General features: G+C 66.0%; 27 protein-coding genes. 18 read left to right on the forward strand and 9 right to left on the reverse strand.

The window, feature by feature from the left end; genetic code table 11:
* Positions 1-67: 67 nt before the first annotated feature.
* Together PKD89_RS10395 and PKD89_RS10400 are read right to left on the reverse strand one after the other, a co-directional pair.
* Positions 68-958 (reverse strand): restriction endonuclease, encoded by an 891-nt coding sequence (locus tag PKD89_RS10395; RefSeq protein WP_287375482.1) that lies wholly within the window; start codon positions 956-958, stop codon positions 68-70.
* A gap of 160 nt (positions 959-1,118) precedes the next feature.
* Positions 1,119-1,814 (reverse strand): HAD family hydrolase, encoded by a 696-nt coding sequence (locus tag PKD89_RS10400; protein ID WP_289011624.1) that lies wholly within the window; start codon positions 1,812-1,814, stop codon positions 1,119-1,121.
* A 180-nt stretch (positions 1,815-1,994) separates the two neighbouring features.
* On the opposite strand from PKD89_RS10400, the gene PKD89_RS10405 reads away from it, so the two are divergent.
* The 4 genes from PKD89_RS10405 to PKD89_RS10420 are packed head-to-tail and all read left to right on the forward strand — an operon-like array spanning position 1,995 to position 3,699.
* Positions 1,995-2,252 (forward strand): type II toxin-antitoxin system Phd/YefM family antitoxin, encoded by a 258-nt coding sequence (locus PKD89_RS10405; protein WP_289011625.1) that lies wholly within the window; start codon positions 1,995-1,997, stop codon positions 2,250-2,252.
* On the forward strand, positions 2,252-2,671 hold the full coding sequence (locus PKD89_RS10410; RefSeq protein ID WP_287375475.1) for a type II toxin-antitoxin system VapC family toxin: 420 nt from the start codon (positions 2,252-2,254) through the stop codon (positions 2,669-2,671). The genes PKD89_RS10405 and PKD89_RS10410 overlap by 1 nt, the downstream gene beginning before the upstream one ends.
* A 51-nt stretch (positions 2,672-2,722) precedes the next feature.
* Positions 2,723-3,241, forward strand: coding sequence for a YbaK/EbsC family protein (locus PKD89_RS10415; protein ID WP_287391021.1), 519 nt, complete (start codon positions 2,723-2,725; stop codon positions 3,239-3,241).
* Positions 3,238-3,699, forward strand: coding sequence for an NYN domain-containing protein (locus tag PKD89_RS10420; RefSeq protein WP_289011626.1), 462 nt, complete (start codon positions 3,238-3,240; stop codon positions 3,697-3,699). Before PKD89_RS10415 ends, PKD89_RS10420 begins: the two co-directional genes overlap by 4 nt.
* Before the next feature lie 61 nt (positions 3,700-3,760).
* On the opposite strand, the gene PKD89_RS10425 is transcribed toward PKD89_RS10420, so the two are convergent.
* The 4 genes from PKD89_RS10425 to PKD89_RS10440 all read right to left on the reverse strand — a co-directional run bounded on the left by PKD89_RS10425 (position 3,761) and on the right by PKD89_RS10440 (position 6,132).
* On the reverse strand, positions 3,761-4,054 hold the full coding sequence (locus PKD89_RS10425) for a Dabb family protein (RefSeq protein ID WP_289011628.1): 294 nt from the start codon (positions 4,052-4,054) through the stop codon (positions 3,761-3,763).
* 33 nt (positions 4,055-4,087) lie between these two features.
* Positions 4,088-5,008 carry an AAA family ATPase gene (locus PKD89_RS10430; protein ID WP_289011630.1) on the reverse strand — a complete coding sequence of 307 codons (921 nt, stop codon included), beginning with the start codon at positions 5,006-5,008 and terminating at the stop codon, positions 4,088-4,090.
* A 75-nt stretch (positions 5,009-5,083) separates the two neighbouring features.
* Positions 5,084-5,635 (reverse strand): DUF4916 domain-containing protein, encoded by a 552-nt coding sequence (locus PKD89_RS10435; RefSeq protein WP_425591244.1) that lies wholly within the window; start codon positions 5,633-5,635, stop codon positions 5,084-5,086.
* Positions 5,636-5,679: 44 nt separating this feature from the next.
* Positions 5,680-6,132 carry a hypothetical protein gene (locus PKD89_RS10440; protein ID WP_287375604.1) on the reverse strand — a complete coding sequence of 151 codons (453 nt, stop codon included), beginning with the start codon at positions 6,130-6,132 and terminating at the stop codon, positions 5,680-5,682.
* Positions 6,133-6,256: 124 nt separating this feature from the next.
* Here PKD89_RS10440 and PKD89_RS10445 point away from each other — a divergent pair, with 124 nt between their 5' ends.
* The 4 genes from PKD89_RS10445 (at position 6,257) to PKD89_RS10460 (ending at position 9,372) form a co-directional block, all read left to right on the forward strand.
* Positions 6,257-7,063, forward strand: coding sequence for a DNA-formamidopyrimidine glycosylase family protein (locus PKD89_RS10445; protein WP_289011631.1), 807 nt, complete (start codon positions 6,257-6,259; stop codon positions 7,061-7,063).
* A gap of 37 nt (positions 7,064-7,100) precedes the next feature.
* Positions 7,101-7,421, forward strand: coding sequence for a hypothetical protein (locus PKD89_RS10450; protein WP_289011632.1), 321 nt, complete (start codon positions 7,101-7,103; stop codon positions 7,419-7,421).
* A 69-nt stretch (positions 7,422-7,490) separates the two neighbouring features.
* Positions 7,491-7,712 carry a TlpA family protein disulfide reductase gene (locus PKD89_RS10455; protein ID WP_289011633.1) on the forward strand — a complete coding sequence of 74 codons (222 nt, stop codon included), beginning with the start codon at positions 7,491-7,493 and terminating at the stop codon, positions 7,710-7,712.
* 202 nt (positions 7,713-7,914) lie between these two features.
* Entirely contained in the window at positions 7,915-9,372 is a 1,458-nt protein-coding gene (locus tag PKD89_RS10460; protein WP_324332428.1) for a sugar transferase, read from the forward strand.
* A gap of 105 nt (positions 9,373-9,477) precedes the next feature.
* On the opposite strand, the gene PKD89_RS10465 is transcribed toward PKD89_RS10460, so the two are convergent.
* The 3 genes from PKD89_RS10465 to PKD89_RS10475 all read right to left on the reverse strand — a co-directional run bounded on the left by PKD89_RS10465 (position 9,478) and on the right by PKD89_RS10475 (position 14,403).
* Positions 9,478-11,967 carry a lysylphosphatidylglycerol synthase transmembrane domain-containing protein gene (locus PKD89_RS10465; RefSeq protein WP_289011635.1) on the reverse strand — a complete coding sequence of 830 codons (2,490 nt, stop codon included), beginning with the start codon at positions 11,965-11,967 and terminating at the stop codon, positions 9,478-9,480.
* Between the two features lie 192 nt (positions 11,968-12,159).
* Entirely contained in the window at positions 12,160-13,512 is a 1,353-nt protein-coding gene (locus tag PKD89_RS10470) for a geranylgeranyl reductase family protein (protein WP_287375624.1), read from the reverse strand.
* 147 nt (positions 13,513-13,659) lie between these two features.
* Positions 13,660-14,403, reverse strand: a complete 744-nt coding sequence (locus PKD89_RS10475) for a c-type cytochrome (RefSeq protein ID WP_287391037.1) — start codon at positions 14,401-14,403, stop codon at positions 13,660-13,662.
* A gap of 230 nt (positions 14,404-14,633) precedes the next feature.
* Here PKD89_RS10475 and PKD89_RS10480 point away from each other — a divergent pair, with 230 nt between their 5' ends.
* The 10 genes from PKD89_RS10480 to PKD89_RS10525 all read left to right on the forward strand — a co-directional run bounded on the left by PKD89_RS10480 (position 14,634) and on the right by PKD89_RS10525 (position 22,106).
* A complete protein-coding gene (locus tag PKD89_RS10480) occupies positions 14,634-15,059 on the forward strand; it encodes a hypothetical protein (protein ID WP_287375630.1) in 426 nt (141 codons plus the stop codon).
* A gap of 4 nt (positions 15,060-15,063) precedes the next feature.
* Complete coding sequence (locus PKD89_RS10485; RefSeq protein WP_287375633.1) at positions 15,064-15,480, forward strand: 4Fe-4S binding protein; 417 nt, start codon at positions 15,064-15,066, stop codon at positions 15,478-15,480.
* Between the two features lie 81 nt (positions 15,481-15,561).
* Entirely contained in the window at positions 15,562-16,299 is a 738-nt protein-coding gene (gene extP / locus PKD89_RS10490) for a selenite/tellurite reduction operon b-type cytochrome ExtP (protein ID WP_051012058.1), read from the forward strand.
* 13 nt (positions 16,300-16,312) lie between these two features.
* Positions 16,313-17,071: a menaquinol-cytochrome c reductase cytochrome b subunit gene (locus tag PKD89_RS10495; RefSeq protein WP_287375638.1), complete on the forward strand. Its 759-nt coding sequence runs from the start codon at positions 16,313-16,315 to the stop codon at positions 17,069-17,071.
* A 97-nt stretch (positions 17,072-17,168) separates the two neighbouring features.
* Positions 17,169-18,023, forward strand: coding sequence for a ubiquinol-cytochrome c reductase iron-sulfur subunit (locus tag PKD89_RS10500; protein ID WP_287375641.1), 855 nt, complete (start codon positions 17,169-17,171; stop codon positions 18,021-18,023).
* Positions 18,024-18,095: 72 nt separating this feature from the next.
* Entirely contained in the window at positions 18,096-19,544 is a 1,449-nt protein-coding gene (locus PKD89_RS10505) for a c-type cytochrome (RefSeq protein WP_289011639.1), read from the forward strand.
* A 3-nt stretch (positions 19,545-19,547) separates the two neighbouring features.
* Positions 19,548-20,537: a hypothetical protein gene (locus PKD89_RS10510; RefSeq protein ID WP_287375645.1), complete on the forward strand. Its 990-nt coding sequence runs from the start codon at positions 19,548-19,550 to the stop codon at positions 20,535-20,537.
* Between the two features lie 2 nt (positions 20,538-20,539).
* The gene (locus PKD89_RS10515) at positions 20,540-21,031 is read left to right on the forward strand and encodes an NADH-quinone oxidoreductase subunit A (protein ID WP_287375648.1); all 492 of its coding nucleotides are present in this window, start codon (positions 20,540-20,542) and stop codon (positions 21,029-21,031) included.
* Complete coding sequence (locus PKD89_RS10520; RefSeq protein ID WP_320412775.1) at positions 21,031-21,612, forward strand: NADH-quinone oxidoreductase subunit B family protein; 582 nt, start codon at positions 21,031-21,033, stop codon at positions 21,610-21,612. Before PKD89_RS10515 ends, PKD89_RS10520 begins: the two co-directional genes overlap by 1 nt.
* A complete protein-coding gene (locus PKD89_RS10525) occupies positions 21,609-22,106 on the forward strand; it encodes an NADH-quinone oxidoreductase subunit C (RefSeq protein ID WP_289011641.1) in 498 nt (165 codons plus the stop codon). The genes PKD89_RS10520 and PKD89_RS10525 overlap by 4 nt, the downstream gene beginning before the upstream one ends.
* Positions 22,107-22,203: the final 97 nt, after the last annotated feature.

Below are 22,203 nucleotides of genomic sequence, written 5' to 3' on the forward strand. Positions count from 1 at the left end.
TACCAGGTGGCGCAACCCCCCAAAACTGGTCCCTACCAACTGGCGCACGACACGCGACGAAAGGATCTCAGCCGTGCATTTCTCTGACGGAATAGAACGGGTTGCCGGTCTCGACGGCATGCCGACGCTTTCGTTCGAGAACTTCTGCGAGCGAGATCCGGTTCTCCAGGATGGCGACTAGATCAGCCCCGTCCATGAGGATCAGCGGAGAGCGCTCCGTTCTCTTGAGGAGTGCGCCCTCCGTAAAACCCGATATTGAGATGCAGAGGCCGAGAGTGTTGGCTGCCTTCGATTCAACTTTGGCGCGGAAGTGATTGAGTTCCCTGGGGTCGACGGGTACCTTCCACCACTTTGCTTCCATCAGGTAGTCATCGGTGCGAAACGTGAATGCGCCATCAACCTGTTCGTGGTCGATGTTGTAGGCAGCCCTTGGATCGAGATCGTGCAGGGCAAATAGCCGCTCCAAGAGCCGCTCGAATTCAATGCCTCGACCTTGTGGGTCTGTCTTCTGGGAGTGCAAGACCATAAATTCAGCATTGAGTTCAGCCAGCACCGCCTCGTGCGTACGTCGCGTAGCTGATTGTTCGAGATCATCTTGAATCCGCCGAAGCGTCTCGTCTCGGGCATTGAGAAGATCGCGGTTCTGGCTCGTTACAGCCTGGACCGCCCTCAGGGCTGCTTGCGCAACCTTGACTTTGGAGGGCCCGTCTTCCGTTCGTGCGAGGCCGTCAAAAGCGTCGGGGTAGTCAGCCAGGCGTTCGAGCAGGTCGAGGGCGGTCTCTTGGTATCGAGATTCATTGGTCTGAAGTTGGGTGACGACTTCGACTGCGACCTGTCGCTTTGAGGATGCTTCGAAGCTAATACGGGAGAGAACCTCGGGGTGGTCGGCGAGGGCACTTCGTAGGAACCGCTCGAGGTCGCGCTTGTACCAGTAGAAAACAGCAAGTGCTTCAAGCATTGCGTCCCACGCACCGTCACTGATTCGAGCACTTCGTCGTCTGGTCATCCTGGTCAAGTGTGCCCCAAACGCCGGCCTCGTTGGTCAGCAAGGCGACCAGCGTCCGTCGATTTGGCGGGCAGAGAAGATTGCTGCGGGTGGACGGGCCGCTCGGTTTGGCTCAACTGAATGGCAGCGACCCGAGGAGCCGCACCAGTTCGTTGAGGTCGCGCACCTCATGGTCTGCGTCGGATCGGAACCCGGGGTTATCACCGGTTCGGTTGAGATAGATCGAGGTGGCACCGGCTGCGTTGGCGCCCTCGACGTGGTCCCAGTCGTCGCCGATGTGGGCGATCTCGGTGACGTCGACCCCCAGCTGGGATGCGACCATGGCGAACGCCCGGGGGTCCGGCTTTTCGAACCCGTGGTCGGGGCCGAGCACCACAGCGTCAAAGGTGTCGTGGAGCCCGCACCGTTCCGGGTAGGTGTTGCCGTTGCTGAGCAGACCCAGTCGATAGCGGCCCTTCAGCAAGGCGATCGCCGGGGCGACGTCCGCAAACAGCTCGATCTGGTTGAACCTGATGTTCATGTAGTGCTCGACGAGGACGGCCGCCGCGGCATCGGGCGTTGGGTGGCCTTGCGCAGTCAGCACCTCGGCAAAGGACCGCTCCCGCACCTCCTCGAGCCGGTGGGTGGCGCCGCGGAACCGCTGAACCAGCACGTCCCGCGCCTGGTCCATCGCCTCGGGGGTGACGGCGCCGGCCGGCACGTCGCCGCGCCGCTCCATCTCGGCGATGGTCGCCCGAAGTGCCCGACGTTTCACGGCGTCGAAGTCCCACAGCGTCTGGTCGGCATCGAAGCTCAGGGCTGTGATCATTGCGTTGCCTCCAGCTGGCACACCCGGCCCAAGTACTCCTCGACCTTCGCTTCGCTCCTCCACGACATTCAGTTGACGCTATAGCGACGGCGCGATGGCGAGGAGCTGGCTGAGGGTTCGATCTGCGGTGATCAAAAGCAGCAACGTTGCTACATTGGGCAGGCAGGGAAGGGAGAGGTCATGTCACCGACCAAATTCACCAGTAGGGAGTTCAACCACGACACGGGTGCAGCAAAGCGGGCATCGGCTCACGGTCCGGTGTACATCACCGATCGAGGGCGACCAGCGCACGTGTTGTTGACCATCGAGGACTACCGCCGTCTCGCCGACGGCGAAGCCAACGTCGCCGAGCTGTTGTCCCTGCCCGAGGGTATCGGTGACATCGAGTTCGACCCGCCACGCTCCCGCGAGCACGGCACGCCCGCGATGTTTGACTGATGTTTGTCCTCGATACCTGCATCGTGTCGGAGCTTCGCAAATCCCGATCACAGGCCGATCCGGGTCTGATCGGTTGGGCGGACGGGGTGCCGGCGACGGAGATGTATCTGTCGACGATGTCGCTCTGTGAACTGGAGCTTGGCGTGCTCCTCGCGGAACGGCGTGACCGGGCAACCGGAAGTGTCCTGCGAACCTGGCTCTCGGAGGCGGTGATGCCGACGTTTGCGAGACGCATGCTCCCGATCGACGGTCAGGTCGCCGCTCTGGCGGCGTCGCTCCACGTGCCCGATCCTGCTCCGCTTGCCGGCTCCCTCATCGCAGCGACCGCGCTGGCGCACGACATGGCCTTGGTCACCCGAAACGTGGCCGACTTTGACCGGTTTGTCGGTCTGTTGGTGATCAACCCGTTTGAGACGTGAGCGGCTGCCCGGGATCGGCCGCACGGTCGCTGAACATGGGATCATTCGATGATGAGCAACGAAACCTCTACGAACGCAGGTGTCGCCCCAACGGCGAGCACGTCCGGCAGCGTCGCCCGGGTGGTTGAGGCCCTCGACGCGGCCGGGATCGACGCCGAGGTTCGGCACTTTGACGAGTCGACCCGCACTGCCGCCGATGCGGCGGCGGCCTTGGGCGTGTTGCAGGCCCAGATCGCCAAGACCCTGGTGTTTCTCGCCGACGGCGCACCCATCATTGTGGTGATGGGCGGCGACGACCGGGTGGACACCGAGGCGTTGGGGGCCGCCCTCGACGGCGCCACGATCGGGCGGGCCGATGCGGATTCCGTGCGGTCCGGCACCGGCTTTGCCATCGGCGGTGTGAGCCCCGCCGGGCTACCCCGCGGCCTCACCGTGCTGGTCGATCGCTCGCTCAGCGAGGTCGGCGAGCTCTGGGCGGCGGCAGGCACCCCGAAGAGTGTGTACCGCACCAGCTATGGCGAGCTGCTGTCGGTCACCGGCGGGCGAGAGGTCTCGGTGGCCCAACGGTGAATACGGGGGCGGAAGACGCGGGGGTGGAGCGCCCGGGGGTGGAGCACACGGTGGCGGAGGGACAGTCCACGCCACTCTGGGTGATCGACGGTAACAACGTGATGGGATCTGCTGCCGACGGGTGGTGGAACGACCCGTCCGCAGCGGCCGCGCGGCTGGCCGAACGGGTAGGACGCTGGGCCCGGTCGATCGACGCTGCGCTGGCGCTCGTGTTCGACGGATCGCCCGATGACGCGATCTCGGCGGCGGCCGGCGGCAACCTCGAAGTGCTCTATGCCCGACGGAAGGGCCGGGACGCCGCCGACGATCGCATCGTCGAGGAAGTGGAGGCCCGCTACGGCGACCATCCTGAAACAACGGTCGTCACCTCCGACCGTGGCCTGATCGGCCGCCTGCCCCCGGGTGTGCTCGTGACGGGTGCCGGACGGTTTCTGCGCTCCCTTCCGGAATCATCGTGACCCTCGACGATCTTGAGGAACCGGATGCCGCACCACATAGGGTGGCGTCGCTGTGGCGCCGTCAGTCGTGGAACTGAACCGACTGGCGGTGCGCGACCAGCGGTTCCACGTGATCGGTGACGACGGCCCTGTGCGCGGGATGGGCCAGGTAGGCGCGCCAAGCGGCCTCGTCGGCGTACTCGCCCACGATGGCCACGTCGGCGGTGTCGTCGCGGAGCCCCAGATCCCGGCCCGCTCGGTAGGAGACGATCTCGGGGATCTGGGCGGGAAGGGAACGCAGCGCGTCCACCAAGGCGTTGACCTGGGTGTCGTCGGCGTCATCTCGCATGGTCAGCAGCAGCACGTGGCGGAACATGGCCTCATTATCTCATGCGCCGTGGTGCGCTGATCAGGGCGAATCGGCCAGCCCGTCCAGCGCAGAGCCGATCGCCTCGAGGTCCTCGGGGGTCTTGGCGATCGAGCCCAGAGTAGAGCGGGCAACGTTCGTCTCGAACTCGACGAGGCCGAGTGCGGTGAGGGCTGCGACCCAGTCGATCGACTCGGCCAGCCCTGGCGGGTAGTCCAGGTCGAGTGTCCGTACCTCGAAGACGAATGCGGTTGCTGCCTCGATCAGCGGCAGCCCGGCGTCACCCACTCGGCGGCGGACGATCTCGACCGCTCGTTCGACCGACGGGTGCTCCATCCGGTGGTAGTGGCAGCCCCGTTTGAGTGCGTTGCTGAGCGGACGGCTGCCGTTGCACGTAATGATGACGATCGGCGGAACCTTGGGGCCAAACGTGCCGATTTCGGGCACGGTCACCGACATCTGCCCGAGAAACTCCACCAACAGGGCCTCAAAGCGAGCGTCGCTTCGATCGACGTCATCGATCAGGAGTACAGCTGGCACCTCGTCGTCGTGGCGAACCGCACGCAGCAGCGGCCCGTCGATGAGGAAGTCCGCGGTGAAGAGGTCGTCCAGCGACGTCGCCGGCGTCGCTGCCGGGCTGACGTCCTGTGCCTGGTCGGTGGGAAGGTCGTTTGTGGCCTCGGCCCGCCGGAGCGCCAGCACCTGTCTGGGCCGGTTCCACCGATAGAGCGCGTCGTCGGCGGTGCTGCCCTCGTAGCAGTGCAATTGGATCAGCGGGGTGCGCAGCGCAGCGGCCAGCGCCGTGGCGGCGGAGGACTTGCCCACGCCGGAAGGGCCTTCCAACAGGAGCGGTTGGCTCAGCCGCATGGCCAAGAACAGGGCCATTGCCAGGCCCTCGTCGGCCAGGTAGTCCAACCGGTCGAGTTCGGAGCGCAGCGGATCGAGCGTGGAGTTGATGGACACGCCGTCAGCTTGGCAGGCCACCGATCAGGGCGGCGCCGTTGCGACGCAACGTCATGATCGGGGCAGGCCCGTCGGTCAGGGCAGGGCGGCTGCGTGGGCGAGTGCCATGCGGATGAGGCGTCCCTGGCCGTTGGCCATCTCGCCGCCGGTCGCCACTGAGATTGCTTCCTCGGGGGTGATCCAGGCAAGGTCGAGGGCATCCTGGGCCGGCGAGCACGGGCCGCCAACCGGCACGACGTAGGCCAGGCTGATCGCATGCTGGCGAGGATCGTGGAAGCCGGTGACCTCCCGGTCCGGGAAGTACTCCACAACGGTGAAGGGGGCAATCGAGGCCGGCAGCCGGGGCTCGGCGTCGGCCCCCAGGTCTTTGGCAAGGTGCCGCAGCAGGGCGTCGCGCACCCGCTCCCCGTACAGGACCCTCCCGGAGACGACCGCCCGGCTCATCGAGCCGTCGGGCAACATGCGCAACAGCAGGCCCACCTCAACCACCTCGCCGGCGGTGTTGACCCGAACCGGCACGGCGTTGACGTACACCATCGGCACCGAGTCACGGGCCGAACCCAGCCGCTCAGGGCTGAGCCAACCCGACTCGGCCAAGGGGTTGCCGTTGGCCGACGGGTGGACCACCTCCACCTCGCCGAACGAACCTTCGCCGCCCGCTCCCTGGTCGCTCACAGCTCTGGCGAGTCCTCGAACACCTGATCGCGATCGTCCTCAATCAGTTCGAGCGCTTCCTCGTCGGCCGGCAGCACTGCGGGGGCGGACCGCTTCTCGGGTTCGGCGGCATCGGCTGCCAAAAGGTCGGGTACCTCGGTAAGGCCCAGTTCGGCCCTGACCGAACGGACGACCTCGGCGTCGTCCTGCAGACCCGGTTCGAAATCGTCCTCGAGCACGAAGTACTCCACCGCTCCTCGCAGCAGCGCCCGCTGAGCGTCGTCCAATCCCTCCGCTTCGTCGAGCAGTTGTGAGATCTGCTCCGCCAGGCGGTGCGCCCGGCCCGATTCCGGGCTGGACTCCAGCTCGGCCAGCCGGGTTGCCACCCGCGAGCGCAGATCAGGAATTTCCGAGATCATCAGGTTGTCGGCCAGCATCCTGGCTCGTGCGAGTGCTACTTCGGTAGGCATCGGTGCTCCTGGGTTCACGGCGGGACCGTGGTAGCGGTACCCGCTTCGCGCCCGCCGCATGCGGGGACCCTCAGTGTGCCACGACCGAGGTGGCGTCGGCGGCTGGCGGCGGCATCCTGTGACGATGCCCGAGGGAGACACCCTGTACAAGACCGCCGCCCGGCTTCGACCGGCGCTCGAGGGCGGCGAGCTGGTGCGCTTCGAAGCGCCGCGCCTCCAAGGGCTCCGCCCTCGACCCGGTGAACGGATCGACTGGGTTCGGGCTGTGGGCAAACACCTGCTGATCGGCTGTTCCGGTGGGTTGATCATCGACACCCATCTGCAGATGGCCGGCACCTGGAGGCTGGTCGAGACGGGTGGACGGTGGCCGAAACCGCAGCACCTCCTCCGTTGCCGAGTCGACGTCAGGGATTGGCAGGCCCTGTGTTTTTCGGCCCCGATGGTGCGGACCTGGCCGGTCGCCGACCTCGGTACTTCCCGTTCACCGCTCGCCCACCTGGGGCCTGACCTGTGCCTGGTCGACGCCGACCTCGACGCTGCGGTCGAGGCGATCGAGCGGCTCGCCGAACCGGACGCCGACGTGGGTGATGTGTTGCTCGACCAGCGCTGTTGCTGCGGGGTCGGCAACGTCTATCGCAACGAAGTGTGTTGGGCCCTGAAGCTCCACCCCGCCACCCCCGTCGGTTCGCTCGACCGTGCGGCGCGTCGTCGGCTGGTTACGACCGCTGCGCGTCAACTGCGTGCCAACCTGGTCGGCGGGCAGCGTCGCACGGTCCCCGGTGGTCTGGCCGTGTACGAGCGAGCCGGCGCGTCGTGTCGACGCTGTGCCACGCCGATCGCCACGCGACGGATGGGCGCGGGCCAGCGAGTCACCTTTTGGTGCCCCACGTGTCAGGAGGACCCGCTCGGTGAGCCGAAGCGGCGCAGGTGATGTTGAGGCCGATCCGACGAGGGATACCGTGAAGGGTGTGACCCCCGTCCCCGATCCTGTGACCCAGCGGTCCGGTGCATTGCGGCCAGGACGTGCGCTTTCAATCCGTTCCGTCGTCGGTGGGGTGGTCCTGACCGGCGCACTCCTGGCCGTGGGCTGCGGCGGTGACGAGCCGAGCGCCGTTGCGGATGGCGATGCTGCACCAAGCGCGTCGCGCTCCGGCGGCGAGGCTCCGCTCGATGCAGAGGCGGCAGACGCCATCAACCTCAGGGTCGTCGCCGACGGTTCTCAGGTGGCCCTCGCCGATGTGGCCGCCACAGACCGGCCAACCCTGCTGTGGTTCTGGGCCCCCTTTTGACCCGTCTGTCGGGCAGAGGCTCCCGACATCGAGCAGTTGGCTCGAGAGCATTCAGATGACCTGACCGTGGTGGGCCTGGGCACCCAGGACACCTTCGCCGACGCAGAAACATTCGGTTCCGAATTCGACATGTCCGCCACCCGGTTGCTCTGGGAAGATGGTTTCGACTCGTGGCAGATGCTCGGGATTCGGGCCCAACCGGCCGGCATCCTGTTGGACGCCGACGGCAAGGTCGTCGACTCATGGCAGGGTCCCGTGTCCCCCGACGATGTCCTGGACGCACTTCCGTAAACCCGGGAATTGTCGTCTGAATCTCATCCGGGAGGGTGGGTGAACCCGACATAGCTCTTGAATCACCCTGATTCCACCCCGCTATAGTGGACCCGGATTGGATACACTCAAGGTCGCGTCCTCGGTGGAAGTACACCGGTTGAAGGGCGCTTGCGAGAGCACCTTGGCGGGAGCGGCGCACATGGCGACAGAAGCGGTTGGGATGCGGCAATCCCACTTTGCGGGACAGCTGGTCGACTTCGACTTTCGGTCGCCCTCCCTCGGCCACCCGGGGCTTGCCGCCAAGGTGGTGTTGGCGACCGTCGATACGGTCGTGATGTTGGCCAGCTCGCTGGTCGTGATGCTCGTCGTAGCTCGGTTGGGTGGGTGGGGGCCCGGGGACTGGCGCCGGCACCTGGCGTTGTTGGTGCTGTCGGTCCCCGTGTGGCCCACGGTGTTCGTGCAGCACAAGCTCTACACCACCCGGTTTGTCGCCAGACTGATCGACGAGGTTCGACGCGGCGCCCACGCCATCTTCATCGGCATCGTGGCGCTGGTCGTGATCGCCTCGCTGTTCGACCTGGCGATCTCGCGCGGCTATTTCGCCGGGCTGCTGGTGGTCGGCAACCTGGCGCTGGGGGCCGAGCGCTACGCGGCCCGGCGGATCTTTGCCCGTCGTCGTTACCGGGGGGCATCGACCAAGCGCGTGCTCCTGGTCGGCACGAGCGCTGAGGCCCAGGCGCTGGCGGCCATGTTCGTCATCGAGAAACACCTCGGCTACGAGGTGGTCGCCTTCGTTGACGACGACCCCGATGCCCCCGAGACGATCGATGGCATCCCGGTGTATCACCAGAGCGAGGATCTGGTGGAGTTGGCCGATGCCAAAGAGGCTCAGGGCGTGATCATCGCCACCACGGCGATGAGCCTGGAACGCTCCAACCGCTTGGTTCGGGAGTTGTCCGAGGCGCGGTTGCACGTCGAGATCACCTGGCCGCTGCGCGACATCGCCTCCCATCGACTCACCGTGCGGCCGCTCGGTCGATTTCCCGTCGCCTACGTCGAGCCGGTGGCGCGTTACGGCTGGCGGACCGCAGCGAAGCGAAGCTTCGACCTGCTGCTCGCCGGCTTGGGGCTTGTTCTCGCATCGCCGTTTCTGCTGTGTGCTGCTGTGGCGATCAAGCTGACGTCGCCTGGGCCGGTGCTGTTTCGCCAGACACGGGTGGGGCAGCATGCCCGGCCATTCGAGGTGCTGAAGCTGCGGACGATGGTCATCGATGCCGAAGCCCGACTGGCCGAACTCGACAAGCTGAACGAGGCCGACGGTCCAATGTTCAAGATGAGCGGCGACCCGCGCATCACGCGGGTCGGTCGCTGGTTGCGTCGGGCCTCGTTTGATGAGTTGCCTCAGCTCTGGAACGTCATGCGGGGGGAGATGAGCCTGGTGGGCCCCCGCCCGGCCCTGGCCTCGGAGATGGCCGAGTGGGACCCCGAGCTGTACAACCGACTGCGGGTCAAGCCCGGCATCACGGGGATGTGGCAGGTCAACGGTCGCAGCAACACGTCCTTTGCCGACTACCAGCGTCTCGACCTGTATTACGTCGATAACTGGTCGATCCTGGTCGACGTTGGCATCCTGGCCAAGACCCTGCCAGTGGTGTTGTCGTCGCGAGGAGCGATGTAGCGACCCGTGTGGCTGGGCGATGTAGCGACCCGTGTGGCTGGGCGATGTAGCGACCCGTGTGGCTGGGCGATGTAGCGACCCGTGTGGTCGGGTTTCGCTGCGACGTCAGATGTACTCGTGGCGCTGGAGCCAGCGAAACCCGATCCAGCCGGGAAGGTTGGGCAGCCAAAAGGTGATTAGGCGAAACAGGATGACCGCTGGCACCGCTGCGGCGTTGGTCAGGCCGGCAGCGACCAGCCCGCTGACCAATGCGGCCTCGATGGCGCCCATGCCCCCCGGGGTCGGCGCCACCGATGCCACGCTGGCACCGATCAGGTAGACCGCTCCGATCGAGGCCAGCGGCAGGCCGCCGCCGAGGGCCACGACGGCGAAGTACAGGGCGAACATGTTGCCGAACGTCACCAGCGCGGATCCGCCGAACAGCTCCAGCATCTTGGCCGGACGGCGCACGACGTCGGAGACGCCATCGGCGGATCGCTTGATGGTCGGCCAGACGCGCTCGCGCAAGAGCCGACGTGTGGCCGGCACCAGCAGTGCGAGGCCGGCCAACACGGCGACGACAGCAAGCCCGATGAGCAGCGATTCCGGCTTGGGGAGCGAGACGCCGCGGAATGCGCGACGGCCTGCCCAGATAACGAAGATGGCGAGCATCGACATGTGGACGAGGAAGCCGGCCACGGTGGTGAGGCCCACCGCCGACACAGCCACAGCCTTGTCGACGCCCTGCTTCTGGAGGAAGCGGGCGCTGAGCGCCATACCGCCCACCCCTGCCGGCGCCAGGGTGCCCGTAAAGGACGCAGCCAGCTGTGAAACGACCAGCGGACCGGGTCGCAGACGTAAAGGCACGGCGCCCGCCAGTCCGGCGGCCCCGCCGACGTAGGTGACGGCGGTGAAGGCGGCGATCACGGGCATCCACCACCAGTTGGCCTCGCCGAGCCGTTGGACCATCTTGGGCACGTTGGCAATCTGCGGGAGCATGGCGTAGGTGGCGGCGGCGAGAACGACCAGCATCAGCACGGTCTTCTTGTCGACCCGTTCCAGCTGAGCGAGCTGTACGTCCTCGACGTCGGTCTCCTGACGCGCCGCCCGTTGCAGATCGTCGAGCAGATGCTTGTGGGGGCGGAGCGCCTTGCGTGTCGGCTGGTCGAGCGCCTGTGTCTGCAGGCGAGGCAGGGCCCGAACGACCGCGTCGGCCCCGAGCACTTCGACGGCGGGACGTACGCTTCGCTCTGGTCCTGCGAGTAGCGCAACGGCCACGAGCGCCTGGGCGACGTCGGCGTCGAGCGCAGCGTCGTCAGCCGCCAGCTCGCCGAAGGCGAAGTCGACGAGCGAGACCAAGCCGTCCGCCCCGAGGATCAGCGAGTCTGGTCCGATCCGTCGGTGGGCAATCTGGCGCCGGCGCAGCGAGACCAGCTGGGCAAACGCATCGCGCACCTGAGCATCGTCGAGGGCGGTCGGATCCTTGGAGCCGGTCTCGACCGGGCCACCGCCGTCGTCGTCGACCGAGCGGTCGTCGGAGGGCAGAACCTTGAGGTCTCCAAAGGGCCGCCCGTCGAGGTGGTCATAGGCGATCAGCACCGACTCGAGACCGGTGGGAGCGATCCCACGCACCTTGGGCGTTCGAACCCCGGCGTCCCTCGCTGCATACGTCATCAGCGCTTCGTGTTCGATGCTCTGCTCCAGCGAGGCGAACGGGCGGTCGTCCCCGGCGTGCTTGTAGCGGATAAACCGGTACAGCCGATTGAGCAGGTCGGCGGCCCGGCGTTCCTCCCCGGACACTCGGACGTGCAGCTGCGAGCCATCCTCGAGCACCGCTTCGCACCGGGTCGATCCGGGGGTGTCGGTAGCGAGGATGCTGAGCTGCCGCACGGCCAAGCCGTCGTTGACCAGCGCCTTCGTGATCCTCGCGGCGCTCGGGCGGCGATCGGGCCGCCCGAAGGCGTACAGCACAGCAGCCCCGATCGTGGCTCCAATCGGGAGGGCCATGATCAGGGTGCCGGGCAGGTTGTAGGAGACGACCAAGCGGATGACGACCAGGACGGTGATCCCAATCTTGCCGGCCCGACGCCAACGCGACACGACAAAGGGGCCGAGCACGATGAACGATGCGGTCCAGACGGCGATGCCCAGCGCTCCCGAGGTCGTCGCCACCGTGATGCCGTCGCGTGCGGTCAGCTGGGCGACGATCGCCTTGGGGGTACTGCGGTCGACGAAGTGCAGGACGAGGGCCATCGCACCGATCGCGAAGACGTCGGCGACGAACACGTAGCCGAACAACCGGAAACGCTTCGTGACGAGGGGGACGAGCACGATGGCCCCGATGACGACGAAGCCCAGCCATTCGAGCGACCCGTGGATGATCCGCTCGATCGTGCCGGGCAGCCGGTCGAGAAACCGGACGGCATCGCCTTCGAGTCGCACGACCGAATCCTGGACGAGGAGCATCACCACGATCAGCGCTGCAGCGATGACGGCAAAGATGCACACCCGGAGCAGGTCGACGGGCGAGCGCTGGTACCCGAGCAGTTCCTCTTCGGCCGGGGTTCCGCCGCTCGAGTACACGGCGGCGGGGGCGGTCGGCTTCGGTCTCGACATTGACCCCAACGCGGGGGACGGTGGTGGCTGCGTCATCGCCGTGACCCGACGGCCAGGGAGACGCGTCCGATCAACCGAGGACCCATTGTGCTGCTGCCCATCACCGGATCCTGGTCGTCTGGCGGCCTTGGGTCCAGACCGCGCCGCAAACGGTGGGTGGTGGGCGGTGTGTTCGGTTCGGCACGGGCAGCGCTACACCCGTTCGGGGATGACCCGTGCGATCGTGGCAGCCGACTTGTAGGCCAGCTCGGCCGCACCCAGCTCGTCGGGGCGCAGCAGGTTGGCCATGATCGCCAGGACCCACTCCATCAACGTGCGGCTGCGCATGCCCACCCGGGTGAGCTGATGCATGAGTGCCGGTCGACCGATGATCTGGGCGAACAGACGGCCGACCTTGAAATACAACCCGTACTCGTCATCGAGCAGCTGCGGGTAGCGCTGAAGGGGGATGGCTGAGCCGCCCTCGATGCTCTCGCGTAGCAGCCGGGCGCCGATGCGGCCGGTCTCGTAGGCGTAATCGATACCCTCGCCGTTGAACGGGTTGATCGAGCCGCCGGCGTCGCCGGCCACCAGCCAGTTGGGGCCGACCTTGGGGTTGACCGAGCCGCCCATCGGCAGGCGCCCGCCGGTGGGCGCCTCGATCGGGGCGGTGGGGTCGATGCCCCAGTAGTCGGGCAGGGTGTGGGCCCACTCGGTCATCAGGTGGCTGGTGTTGACCGATTTAAAACCCGAGAAGGTGGACAACAGTCCGATGCCGACGTTGATCGTGCCGTCGCCCAGCGGGAAGACCCAGCCGTAGCCGGGCACCGCGTTGCCCTGACGGTCGCGAACGTCGAGGGCGGATTCGATCCACGGGTCGGCGTGCAGCGGGCTCTCGTAATAGCCACGGATCGCCATGCCCTGGGGCATCGCGCGGTTTCTGGCGGTGCCGAGCGCCCGGCCGAAGCGGCCTTTGGCCCCGTCGGCGACGACGACGAAGTCGCTGCGCAACTCATAGGTCTCGCCGGACGCCTTGTGCTTGACGGTGGCGCCCATCAACTGGCCGCCCTCGAAGACCGGGCCGACCGCCTCGGTGCCCTGGTGCATCACCGCTCCGGCGGCGACGGCGTTGTCGGCAACGAAGGTGTCCAGGTCGCAGCGCTTCACGACGTAGCCGTAGTTGGGGTGGATCGGGTGGTCGGGCCACGCCAGCTCCATCGTGCGGCCGTGGGCGATGGTGCGAAGGCCCGAGTACTTGTGGAACCGCTCCAGCTCATCGCTCAGGCCCATGTCCTGAAGCTGGGTGACAGCGCGGGGGGTCAGCCCATCACCACATGTCTTGTCGCGAGGGAAAACACCCTTTTCGACGATGGCGACGTCGATGCCGGCCTTGGCCAGCCAGTAGCCGGTGGCGGCGCCGGCTGGTCCGCCCCCAATGACGAGCACCTGGTGTCGACGTCCACCTTCGGGTGGGACGCCATTGGGTTGAGCGGTCGCACCGGCGATCGGGGACACCGGAACGGGCGCGTTGGGGGCGACGTCGGCTGGGGTGAGCGTGGCGGTCATCGGAGTTCTCCAGGCATGGGGGACCCCTCAGCCTGCCTCGCGGTCGAAGCCGGGCGTGGTCATAGCGGCCGGAGCCTGCTGCTTAAAGCCGTGCGGTAATGCGCACGACCGCTTTCGACGAGCGTGGCCGTCGTGAGGAGGGAACGATTACTCGACCGGTGGCTCGGCTTCCCACTTGTCGAGCGTCTCCTGGAGCTCAGCCTGCTTGTCGGCCAAGATCGGGTCATCGAGCACGGCCTGCCAGTCCTCGAGGTTGAACTCTTCGCCCGACAGGGTGGTCCGCTCGTGCAGGGTGACGTCGAGCAGTTCCTCGCCGGACAGGCTGGCCCAGGCGGGCATGCCGCCGCCCACCGCCTTGTTGACCCCGCCATAGGTGGGACCGACCTCGGTCTTCCAGCCGTCCGAGCCCAGGTAGAGCCAACGCACCTGTTCGGCCGGATCGGGGAAGGTGACCAGCAGGGCACCCTCGGCCAGTGCGGGACCGCTGCCGCCGCCGCCGCCGGCGCCGTGACATGCCGCGCAGTTGGTGCCGTACACCTCTGCGCCCGAGGCCAAGGGCGTGAGCTCGTCGGAGGTAGGTACATCGTTGGTGAAGGCGAAAATCAGCGCCCAGAGGGGCAGACCGACCAGCATCGCCTGGGCGAAGGCGGGGACTTTGCGACGCCGCTTGGCGGCCGCCACCCAGGGAAGGTCGGGCTTGGGTGGCTTCGGCGGAGCCGGGGGAGCGGCGGCGGGCGCCCGGGCCGGGGTGGCCGCCGCGCTCGTCGCGGGAGCGGCCGAAGTGGCCGGCGCCGGTGCGGCGGCGCTGCCGCCGGCATCGTCGCCGCCAAGGCCCAGCGCAGCGCGGCGTTCACGGCTGCGGGCCAGCAGGTGTTCGGGGATCTCGGTCACGCTCGCTATGTTAGGACCGACCCTGAAGCCCCAACAACACAGCTCGGCGAATCGGTCGCCATCTGGTGCCTCGCGGCGCCGCAGTGGTAAACCGTCACGGACTCCAACCCGCCGTCGACGCACTTGTGAGCCGATTCACGAACTGCGGACCCGATGGGTAGAGTTCAGTCCGATCCCACCCGGTCCGTTTGGGACCGACTTCGTCCAATCCCAGCTAGCGAGGAGAATCAGTGGTTGCCTTCATCACCACAATCGTGATCCTGGTTCTGATGATCCTCCCGGTGTTCCCCTACGCCAAGCGTCGACCCGAGGGCACGCCCCTCACCTGGGGCGAGGCGATGGTGGGTGCCACCTACGTCTTCGGCGTGTTTTTCTGGGCCTATGCGGTGGTGCCCCACCAGTGGCTCACCTTTGCCGACGCCGAACTCGGCTGGCGGAGCGACCTGGTGTGGCTCGGTCCGGACGGCACCTGGCTCAACTGGTTCCCGATCAACATCCCGGCCGTTGTCGCCCGTGACGTCATCGCCACGATGATCTACATCGTCGGACTGGGGTTCAACATCTGGATCTGGGCCTGGTGGCAAAACCGTTCGCAGCGCACGACGAAGCCGGTGCCGGTCTCCACCTATGGCCGCCCGCTCGTGAAAAAGGGGTGAGTCGATGGCTGTCACCGATGCCAACCCACCGCTTCCCGAGTTCGTCGACGACTACGTGCTCCAGGAGGTCGACGCCGACTACCTGGGCCGGGCGGTCAAGCCCAAGCAGTTCATCCACATTGACCAGTCCGAATGCATCATGTGCGAAGGCTGCGTGGACATCTGCCCGTGGAAGTGCATCCACATGGTCACCCCGGACGCGATCGAGGAGGCCATCGACACCGAGCAACCCGGTCAGGATCCGTCCGACCAGGTGATGTTTCTCATCGATGACGACGTGTGCACCCGGTGCGCACTGTGCGTCGACCGATGCCCGACGGGCGTCATCATCCTCGGCAAGATCGGGGCTCCCGCCGCCGGCGGCGACCAACATCAGCGCACCCCAACCCATGGCTACGGCTATGGGATGCGGTTGGGCTGAGCAGTAACGACGACTGAGATCAGGGAGTAGTTCGTGGCCAAGACCATGTCCTCCGGCGGCACTCAAAAGCTCCAAGAGCGGATGACGAAGCTGTGGGCCGATACCCAGGGTTCCCAAGCGTGGAACTCCATCTTCCGTCCGGGATCCATTTTCCGGAAGGGATACTCGGACAGCCCGAGAAACCGCAGCTATGTGGTGATGAACTCGGTGCTGTACCACCTACACCCGGTCAAGGTGAAGCGCCACGCGGTCAAGGTCAGCTACACGCTGTGCCTGGGTGGCCTGAGCTTCTTCCTGTTCATCCTGTTGACGGTGACCGGCATCTTCTTGATGTTCTTCTACCGGCCGACCGCCGCCCAGGCCTGGGGTGACATCTACCAGCTGCAGACCTCGGTCACGTTCGGGTTGTTGGTCAGAAACATGCATAGGTGGGGTGCCCACCTCATGGTGCTCTCGGTGTTCCTCCACATGGCCCGGGTCTTCTACCACGGCGCCTACAAGGCGCCTCGCGAGTTCAACTGGGTGATCGGCGTCATCTTGCTGACCCTCACCCTGCTGCTCAGCTTCACCGGCTACCTCCTGCCGTGGGACCAGCTGGCCCTGTGGGCGGTGACGGTGGGTACCAACATGATGGGCTACACGCCGGTGTTCGGTCAGCAGGTGCGTTTCGTGCTGCTGGGCGGAGGCGAGATCGGCTCCAATACACTGCTTCGATGGTACGTACTCCACGTCCTATTCTTCCCGTTCGTGACCGTGATCTTTATGGCTATCCACTTCTGGAGAGTCCGTAAGGACGGCGGCATCTCCGGACCGCTCTAGGAGAGGAACACCCATGACCGAAGTTCCCGAACATCTCCTCAAGCGGGCTCAAGCCGCCCGCGACAAGGCCAAGACCGAGGCGCCCGCTGATGCGGGCGGCGGCGATGCTGCCCCGGCAGGTGACAGCCGTATCCCGGCGCACTTGTTGGAGCGCTCCAAGGCCGCCAAGGCCAAGCAGGCCGGCGGCGGCGACGCAGCCGGCGTGGCGCCCACCGGTGGTGGCACGGCGGTAGCGACCGCTCCGCCCCCAGGGCCTCCGACGGCCGCCGGCCCGGGTGGACACACCCAGCGCCTGCTCACCGTGGTGAAGTCCGGCTCGATCCAGGACGTCAAGGCCAAGCCGATGGACAAGGTCCACACTTGGCCACACCTCCTGCTCATCGAGTTCGTAGCAGCCCTCTTGGTGACGGCGTTCCTGTTGATCTTCTCCTGGGTGGTCAACGCTCCGCTGCAGGATCTGGCCAACTTCAACCAGACGCCCAACCCCTCGAAGGCTCCCTGGTACTTCTTGGGCCTTCAGGAACTGCTGACGATGTTCCACCCGATGGTCGCCGGCGTGACCATTCCCGGCATGGGCATCTTCCTGTTGATCCTGGCGCCGTACATCGACAAGAACCCTTCGAACAAGCCGGAGTTCCGGAAGTTCGCCATCGCGTTGATGACCGTGCACCTGATGTTCTGGGGCGTCCTGACCATCATCGGTTCGTTCTTCCGGGGACCCGGCTTCAACTTCACGCTGCCGTGGCGTGACGGCATCTTCTTCGAGTTCTGAGCCAGGCTGACATGGACCAACGCCACAACACTCACCGCCACGTCACACAACCCCGATTCATCCGTCCCGGGTGGACGGAGAGGAAGCGAGCGACGCCATGGGCGTGATCCTCATTGCAGTTATCGTTCTGGTCGTTCTGGCCGCCGTCATGGTCCTGGCCACCGCTTTGCGCCGCAACAGCGAGCGGGCCGTCGGCGACCTGAAGGGCGAGACGCTGCGCAACGACCGCCGTCAGCGCAAGGCCAAGCAGGGTCAGAGTGTGCCGGCCGGCCGCATGGTCGAGCAGAGCGCCGAGATCGAGCGTGTGTCCAAGGAGGTCGTTCCCGCCTCCAAGGCGGAGGTGGCCACCTTCACCCCGCCCGACCCCGAGACGATTGGCGTCACCCGTCGGCAGTTCCTCAACCGGTCGGCGGTCACGCTGACAGCGTTTAGCGCCGCCACGTTCGGAGCGGCCTCGATGGTGGCCTTCCTGTGGCCGACCGGCTCTAGCGGGTTCGGCTCCAAGATCAACATGGGCAAGGTTGCCGACCTCGAGTCGGCGATCGATGGGGGTGGCGGCTTTCTCTACAAGCCGGAAGCCCGTGCCTGGTTGGTCCGCTTTCCCAGCGCCGCCCTGCAGAAGGCCCGCAGCGTGTACAGCCCACCCGAGTTGGTCGGCATGGAAGCGGGCCTGCTCGCCCTCTACCAGAAGTGTCCCCACCTCGGTTGCCGCGTTCCCGACTGCGGCACCTCACAGTGGTTCGAGTGCCCCTGTCACGGCAGTCAGTACAACCAGGTCGGTGAAAAAAAGGCCGGCCCTGCCCCTCGTGGCATGGACCGCTTCGCCATGGAGATCTCCGGCGGCAACTTCGTTGTCAACACCGGAGCCATCGTCGAAGGCCCCCCGATCGGTACCAACACCACCGGCCAAGAGGCCGAGGGCCCGCACTGCATCGGCTCCGCCGAAGAGTGATTTTGCGCTGAGGGCCGCCCGGCTCCAGTCTGTATTCGCTGATCCCCGACCTCGAGCACGAAAGTCGCACACATGACGATGCTGCTAGCCCAGCAGACCACGCAACGATCGATCGGCCTTCTCGTGCTCGTCGTCGTCGCGCTCGGCGGCGTGGCCTACCTGGTGATCCAGGCCCGCAAGGGCCGCCAGGAGATCGGTTCGGAGCTTGAACTGGCCGCCAACCGCAAGCCGTACTTGGACGACGACGAGCTGGAGACCACCAAGCTCGACCGTTCGCTGATGGCAGCGGTGGGGTTGTTGCTGCTGATCGCCGTCGCCCTGCCGCTGTACTGGCTGGCCGAACCCGGCCGTCAGGCCGGTGCTGTGAAGTCCTTCGACGAGAAGTTCGTCGAGGCGGGCTTGGAGATTTACGAGCAGGGCGCCCAGTGCGTCAACTGCCACGCGGCCGAAGGCGTCGGCGGCGTGGCGACGTTCGTCATCACCGACGAACAGGGCGAGTTTGTCGACCAGGTGCAGTGGAACGCCCCGGCGCTCAACACCGTGCTGTGGCGCTTCTCGGTCGACGAGGTCCGCTACATCCTCAACTACGGCCGGCCCGGTACGCCAATGGCTGCCTGGGGATTGCCCGGCGGCGGCCCCCTCACCGAGCAGCAGATCGACCAGGTGATCGACTACCTGTGGTCGGTGCAGCTGAAGCCAGAGGAAATGACGAAGGAGATCGACGACGCTGTCTCCCAGATCGATAAGGGTCTGGCCCAGCGGATGATGGACGTCCGCCAGGTGAACGAGGACAAGGCTGCGGCCTTCAGCGAGTTCTCCGGAACTCAGAAGACCGTGGCCGACCTGCCGCTGCCCGTCGATCCCGTTCAGGCGAAGGAGGCGGGTGCCGAGGCGGAAGACCAAGGCCTCGCGCCGGACGAGAGGAAGTTTGCGATGTCGCGGCTCGATGAGGCGGACGAGCTGCAGCTCGGAGAGATCCTCTTCAACCTCGACGCTGCCTCCGGCGCCTACAACTGCGCACGGTGTCACGTACCCGGCGCTGCATACGGCCAGGGCGGCGAGACCTTCGACGACCTGCAGTACGGCGCCATGGGGCCTCGTCTGCAGGGCATCGAGACCCGGTCGACACCCAACGAGCACTTCGAGTTCATCATGTCCGGTTCCGAGGACGGCGTGAAGTACTTCAGCCGCTCGGTCGGCTCGGGCAAGATGCCCGGCTTTGGCCTCAACCCCAACGCCGATGCGGAGGGCGTGCCCCAGCTGGGAACGCTCGGCATGTACGACCCATCTCAGGTGTGGTCGGTCGTCACCTACGAACGCAACTTGGATCGCATTCCCAGCGCCAACCCTGACAACGCTCCCCAGGCATCGTCTGAGGCTGCCCCGGCTGACGCCGCTCCCGACCCCACCGTCAATCCGGCGGTGCCCGCTGGTGGAGATGCCCAAGGGCAGGCCGACGCCGCGCCAACCGCTGCCGCACCCGCCGGTTCGGTCCCGACCAATCCCACCGAAGAGGGCTGATCCATGTTCTCGTTGATCGCAGCGATCACGTTTGACCCGACGATCCGGGGCATTCTCGTGGTGGCCGTCGCCGTCGCCGTGCTACCCGGTTCGATTTTCATGATCATCTCGACCAACACCGGCGTGAAGCTGGGCATCCTGATCACCCTTGCTGGGTTGTTCGGATGGATTTTCCTGATGAGTTCCGTGTGGTGGATGTACGGCATCGGCCTCAAGGGCCGAGATCCGTCGTGGCAGGCCATCGAAGTCAACATGTCGCGGGATTCCGATACGGTCACCGAGCAGGTCAATTCGCTTCCCCGACCTGAGGATCTGCCCGACCCGGTGGAACTGTTGAACCGGTACCCGGACATCAAAGCCACCGCCATGGAAGACCCGGCATTCGCTTCGCTGGTAGAGACCGACCCTCAGGAACATCGCTTGACGCTGTCGAAGGTGGCGTCACTCGACTCCCAGATCCGTGAGGACCTCAACGAAGAACTGGGTGGTTGGCGCATCCTGTCCGAGCAGGACACCCGCCGGGGCGAAACCACGGCTGCTGCCGACGCTGTGCTGGCGTCGGATCGGTCGGTCAGCCTGACCGGATTTACCGGAACCGCGGACTACTTCGTCGAGGACGTCTTCTTCTACGGCGGCAAGACGGCCGACGAACCGCAGCTGCCCGACGATGACACTTCGGCGCTCAGCCGCGCTTGGACGCGCATCACCTCGATCTTCGAGCCGAAGAACCCCGACCTGCTCTCGGTGGTGACCGTGCGGCAGGCGAAGAACTTCGAGCCCGATCCTTCCAAGCCGCCGGCGACCACCCAACCCCGAACCGATGTGGATGCCCTGTCGGTGATCCAGCTGCGCAACCTGGGCAACAAACGGTTTGTACCTGCCTTGTTCACCCTCGTCAGCTTGGTGCTGTTCGTGTCCTTTGCCTATTTGCTGCACCATCGCGACAAGCTCGAGATGGCCATGGTCGAGGCTCACGAGCAGGAGAAGGACTGACGATGGGCCAGTTCCTGCCGGTGCTGGCCCTGGTGATCCTTGGCGCGCTGTTCGCCGGTATCTCCTCCTTGCTGGGCAGGCTGCTCAACCCGCCTCAGCCCAACCCCCGCAAGAACGCACCGTACGAGTGTGGGATCGTCGATCAGGTCGACGTTTCCTCGCGCTTCCCGGTGAAGTTCTACCTGGTGGCCATGATCTTCATCGTGTTCGACATCGAGATCATCTTTCTGTACCCGTTCACCCAGATCTTCCGGGAGTTGGGTGGCTTCGGGTTGGGTGACATCGTGCTGTTCTCGGCCACGCTGTTCATCCCCTTCCTGTTCCTCGTCTCCAACGGTGCGCTGGACTGGGGGCCGATCAAGCGGCTTCGCAAATCCGATATCCGCATCGGCGCCCACCGCACGACCACGACGACCGTGCGTCGGGTGGGCACCGAGGGTCGCGGCGCGGTCGTCGACATCCCCACCCCGCGCCCCGAGACCGAGGCGGCCTGATGAGCAACGACCTGACCTTCCGAAACGACGGCATCGCCGGCCTAGAGCACAACTTCCTCACCGGTAAGTTGGAGGATCTGGTGCAGTGGACCCGCACCCGGTCGTCATGGCCCGCCACGTTTGGTCTGGCCTGCTGTGCACTGGAGATGATGGCCACCGGCGGCAGCCACTACGACATGGCCAGGTACGGCATGGAGGTGTTTCGGGCCTCGCCCCGTCAGGCCGACATCATGATCGTCGCCGGTCGGGTCTCCCAGAAGATGGCGCCGGTGCTCCGCCAGATCTATGACCAGATGATGAACCCCAAATGGGTGATCTCGATGGGCGTGTGTGCCTCGACCGGCGGCATGTTCAACAACTACGCCCTGGTGCAGGGCGTGGATCAGGTGGTCCCGGTCGACGTGTACGTGCCCGGCTGCCCCCCGGGCCCGGAGACGCTGATGCACGGCATCGAAACGCTGCATGCGTCGATCCGTGCGGGCGAGATCCTTGGCCGGCGGGAACGCTACAACGGCGGCGCCAACATCCACATCGATGGCCCCAACCTGGGTCAGTCGGTCACCGTGGCACCCCGCTCATGAGCGATACCGCCGTCACCGATGAGGCAACGCTCGATCGGTTCGCCGAGTTTCCCACGACGGGGGAAGGCAACCAGCGGGTGATGTTCGTACCCCGCGAGCGGTTGCTCGACGTGTCCGAACTGCTGCGCGCCGACGGGTACTGGATGTGTGTCGACCTGTGCGGCGTCGACTACCTGTTGAACCCGGATCGCCCCCTGCCCGGGGGTGTGACAGGCGAGCGTTTCGAGGTGGTCGTCTGCCTGATCGACCACCGCCATCACCGCCGGCTGCGTCTGCGCGTGCAGGTGCCCGAGGATGATCCGACCATTCCCAGCCTGATGTCGATCTGGCCGTCCGTCGACTTCCCGGAGCGCGAAGTGTGGGACTTCTTCGGCATTCATCCCGAAGGCCACCTGGGCGTCGATCGCATCCTCATGCCCGACTCGTGGGAGGGGCACCCGCTCCGCAAGGACTTCGAAGTGGGCGACATCCCCGTGCAGTTCAAGGAGGCCTGAGCAGTCGTGTCACCAAACGCGCCGTCTCCAACCGCACCGATCTCGGACGCGCCGACCGATCCAGCGTCGTCCATCGGCGGGTCATCACACGCCCCAA

The organism is Candidatus Neomicrothrix sp. (genome assembly GCF_035329545.1).
Classification (GTDB): domain Bacteria; phylum Actinomycetota; class Acidimicrobiia; order Acidimicrobiales; family Microtrichaceae; genus Microthrix; species Microthrix subdominans.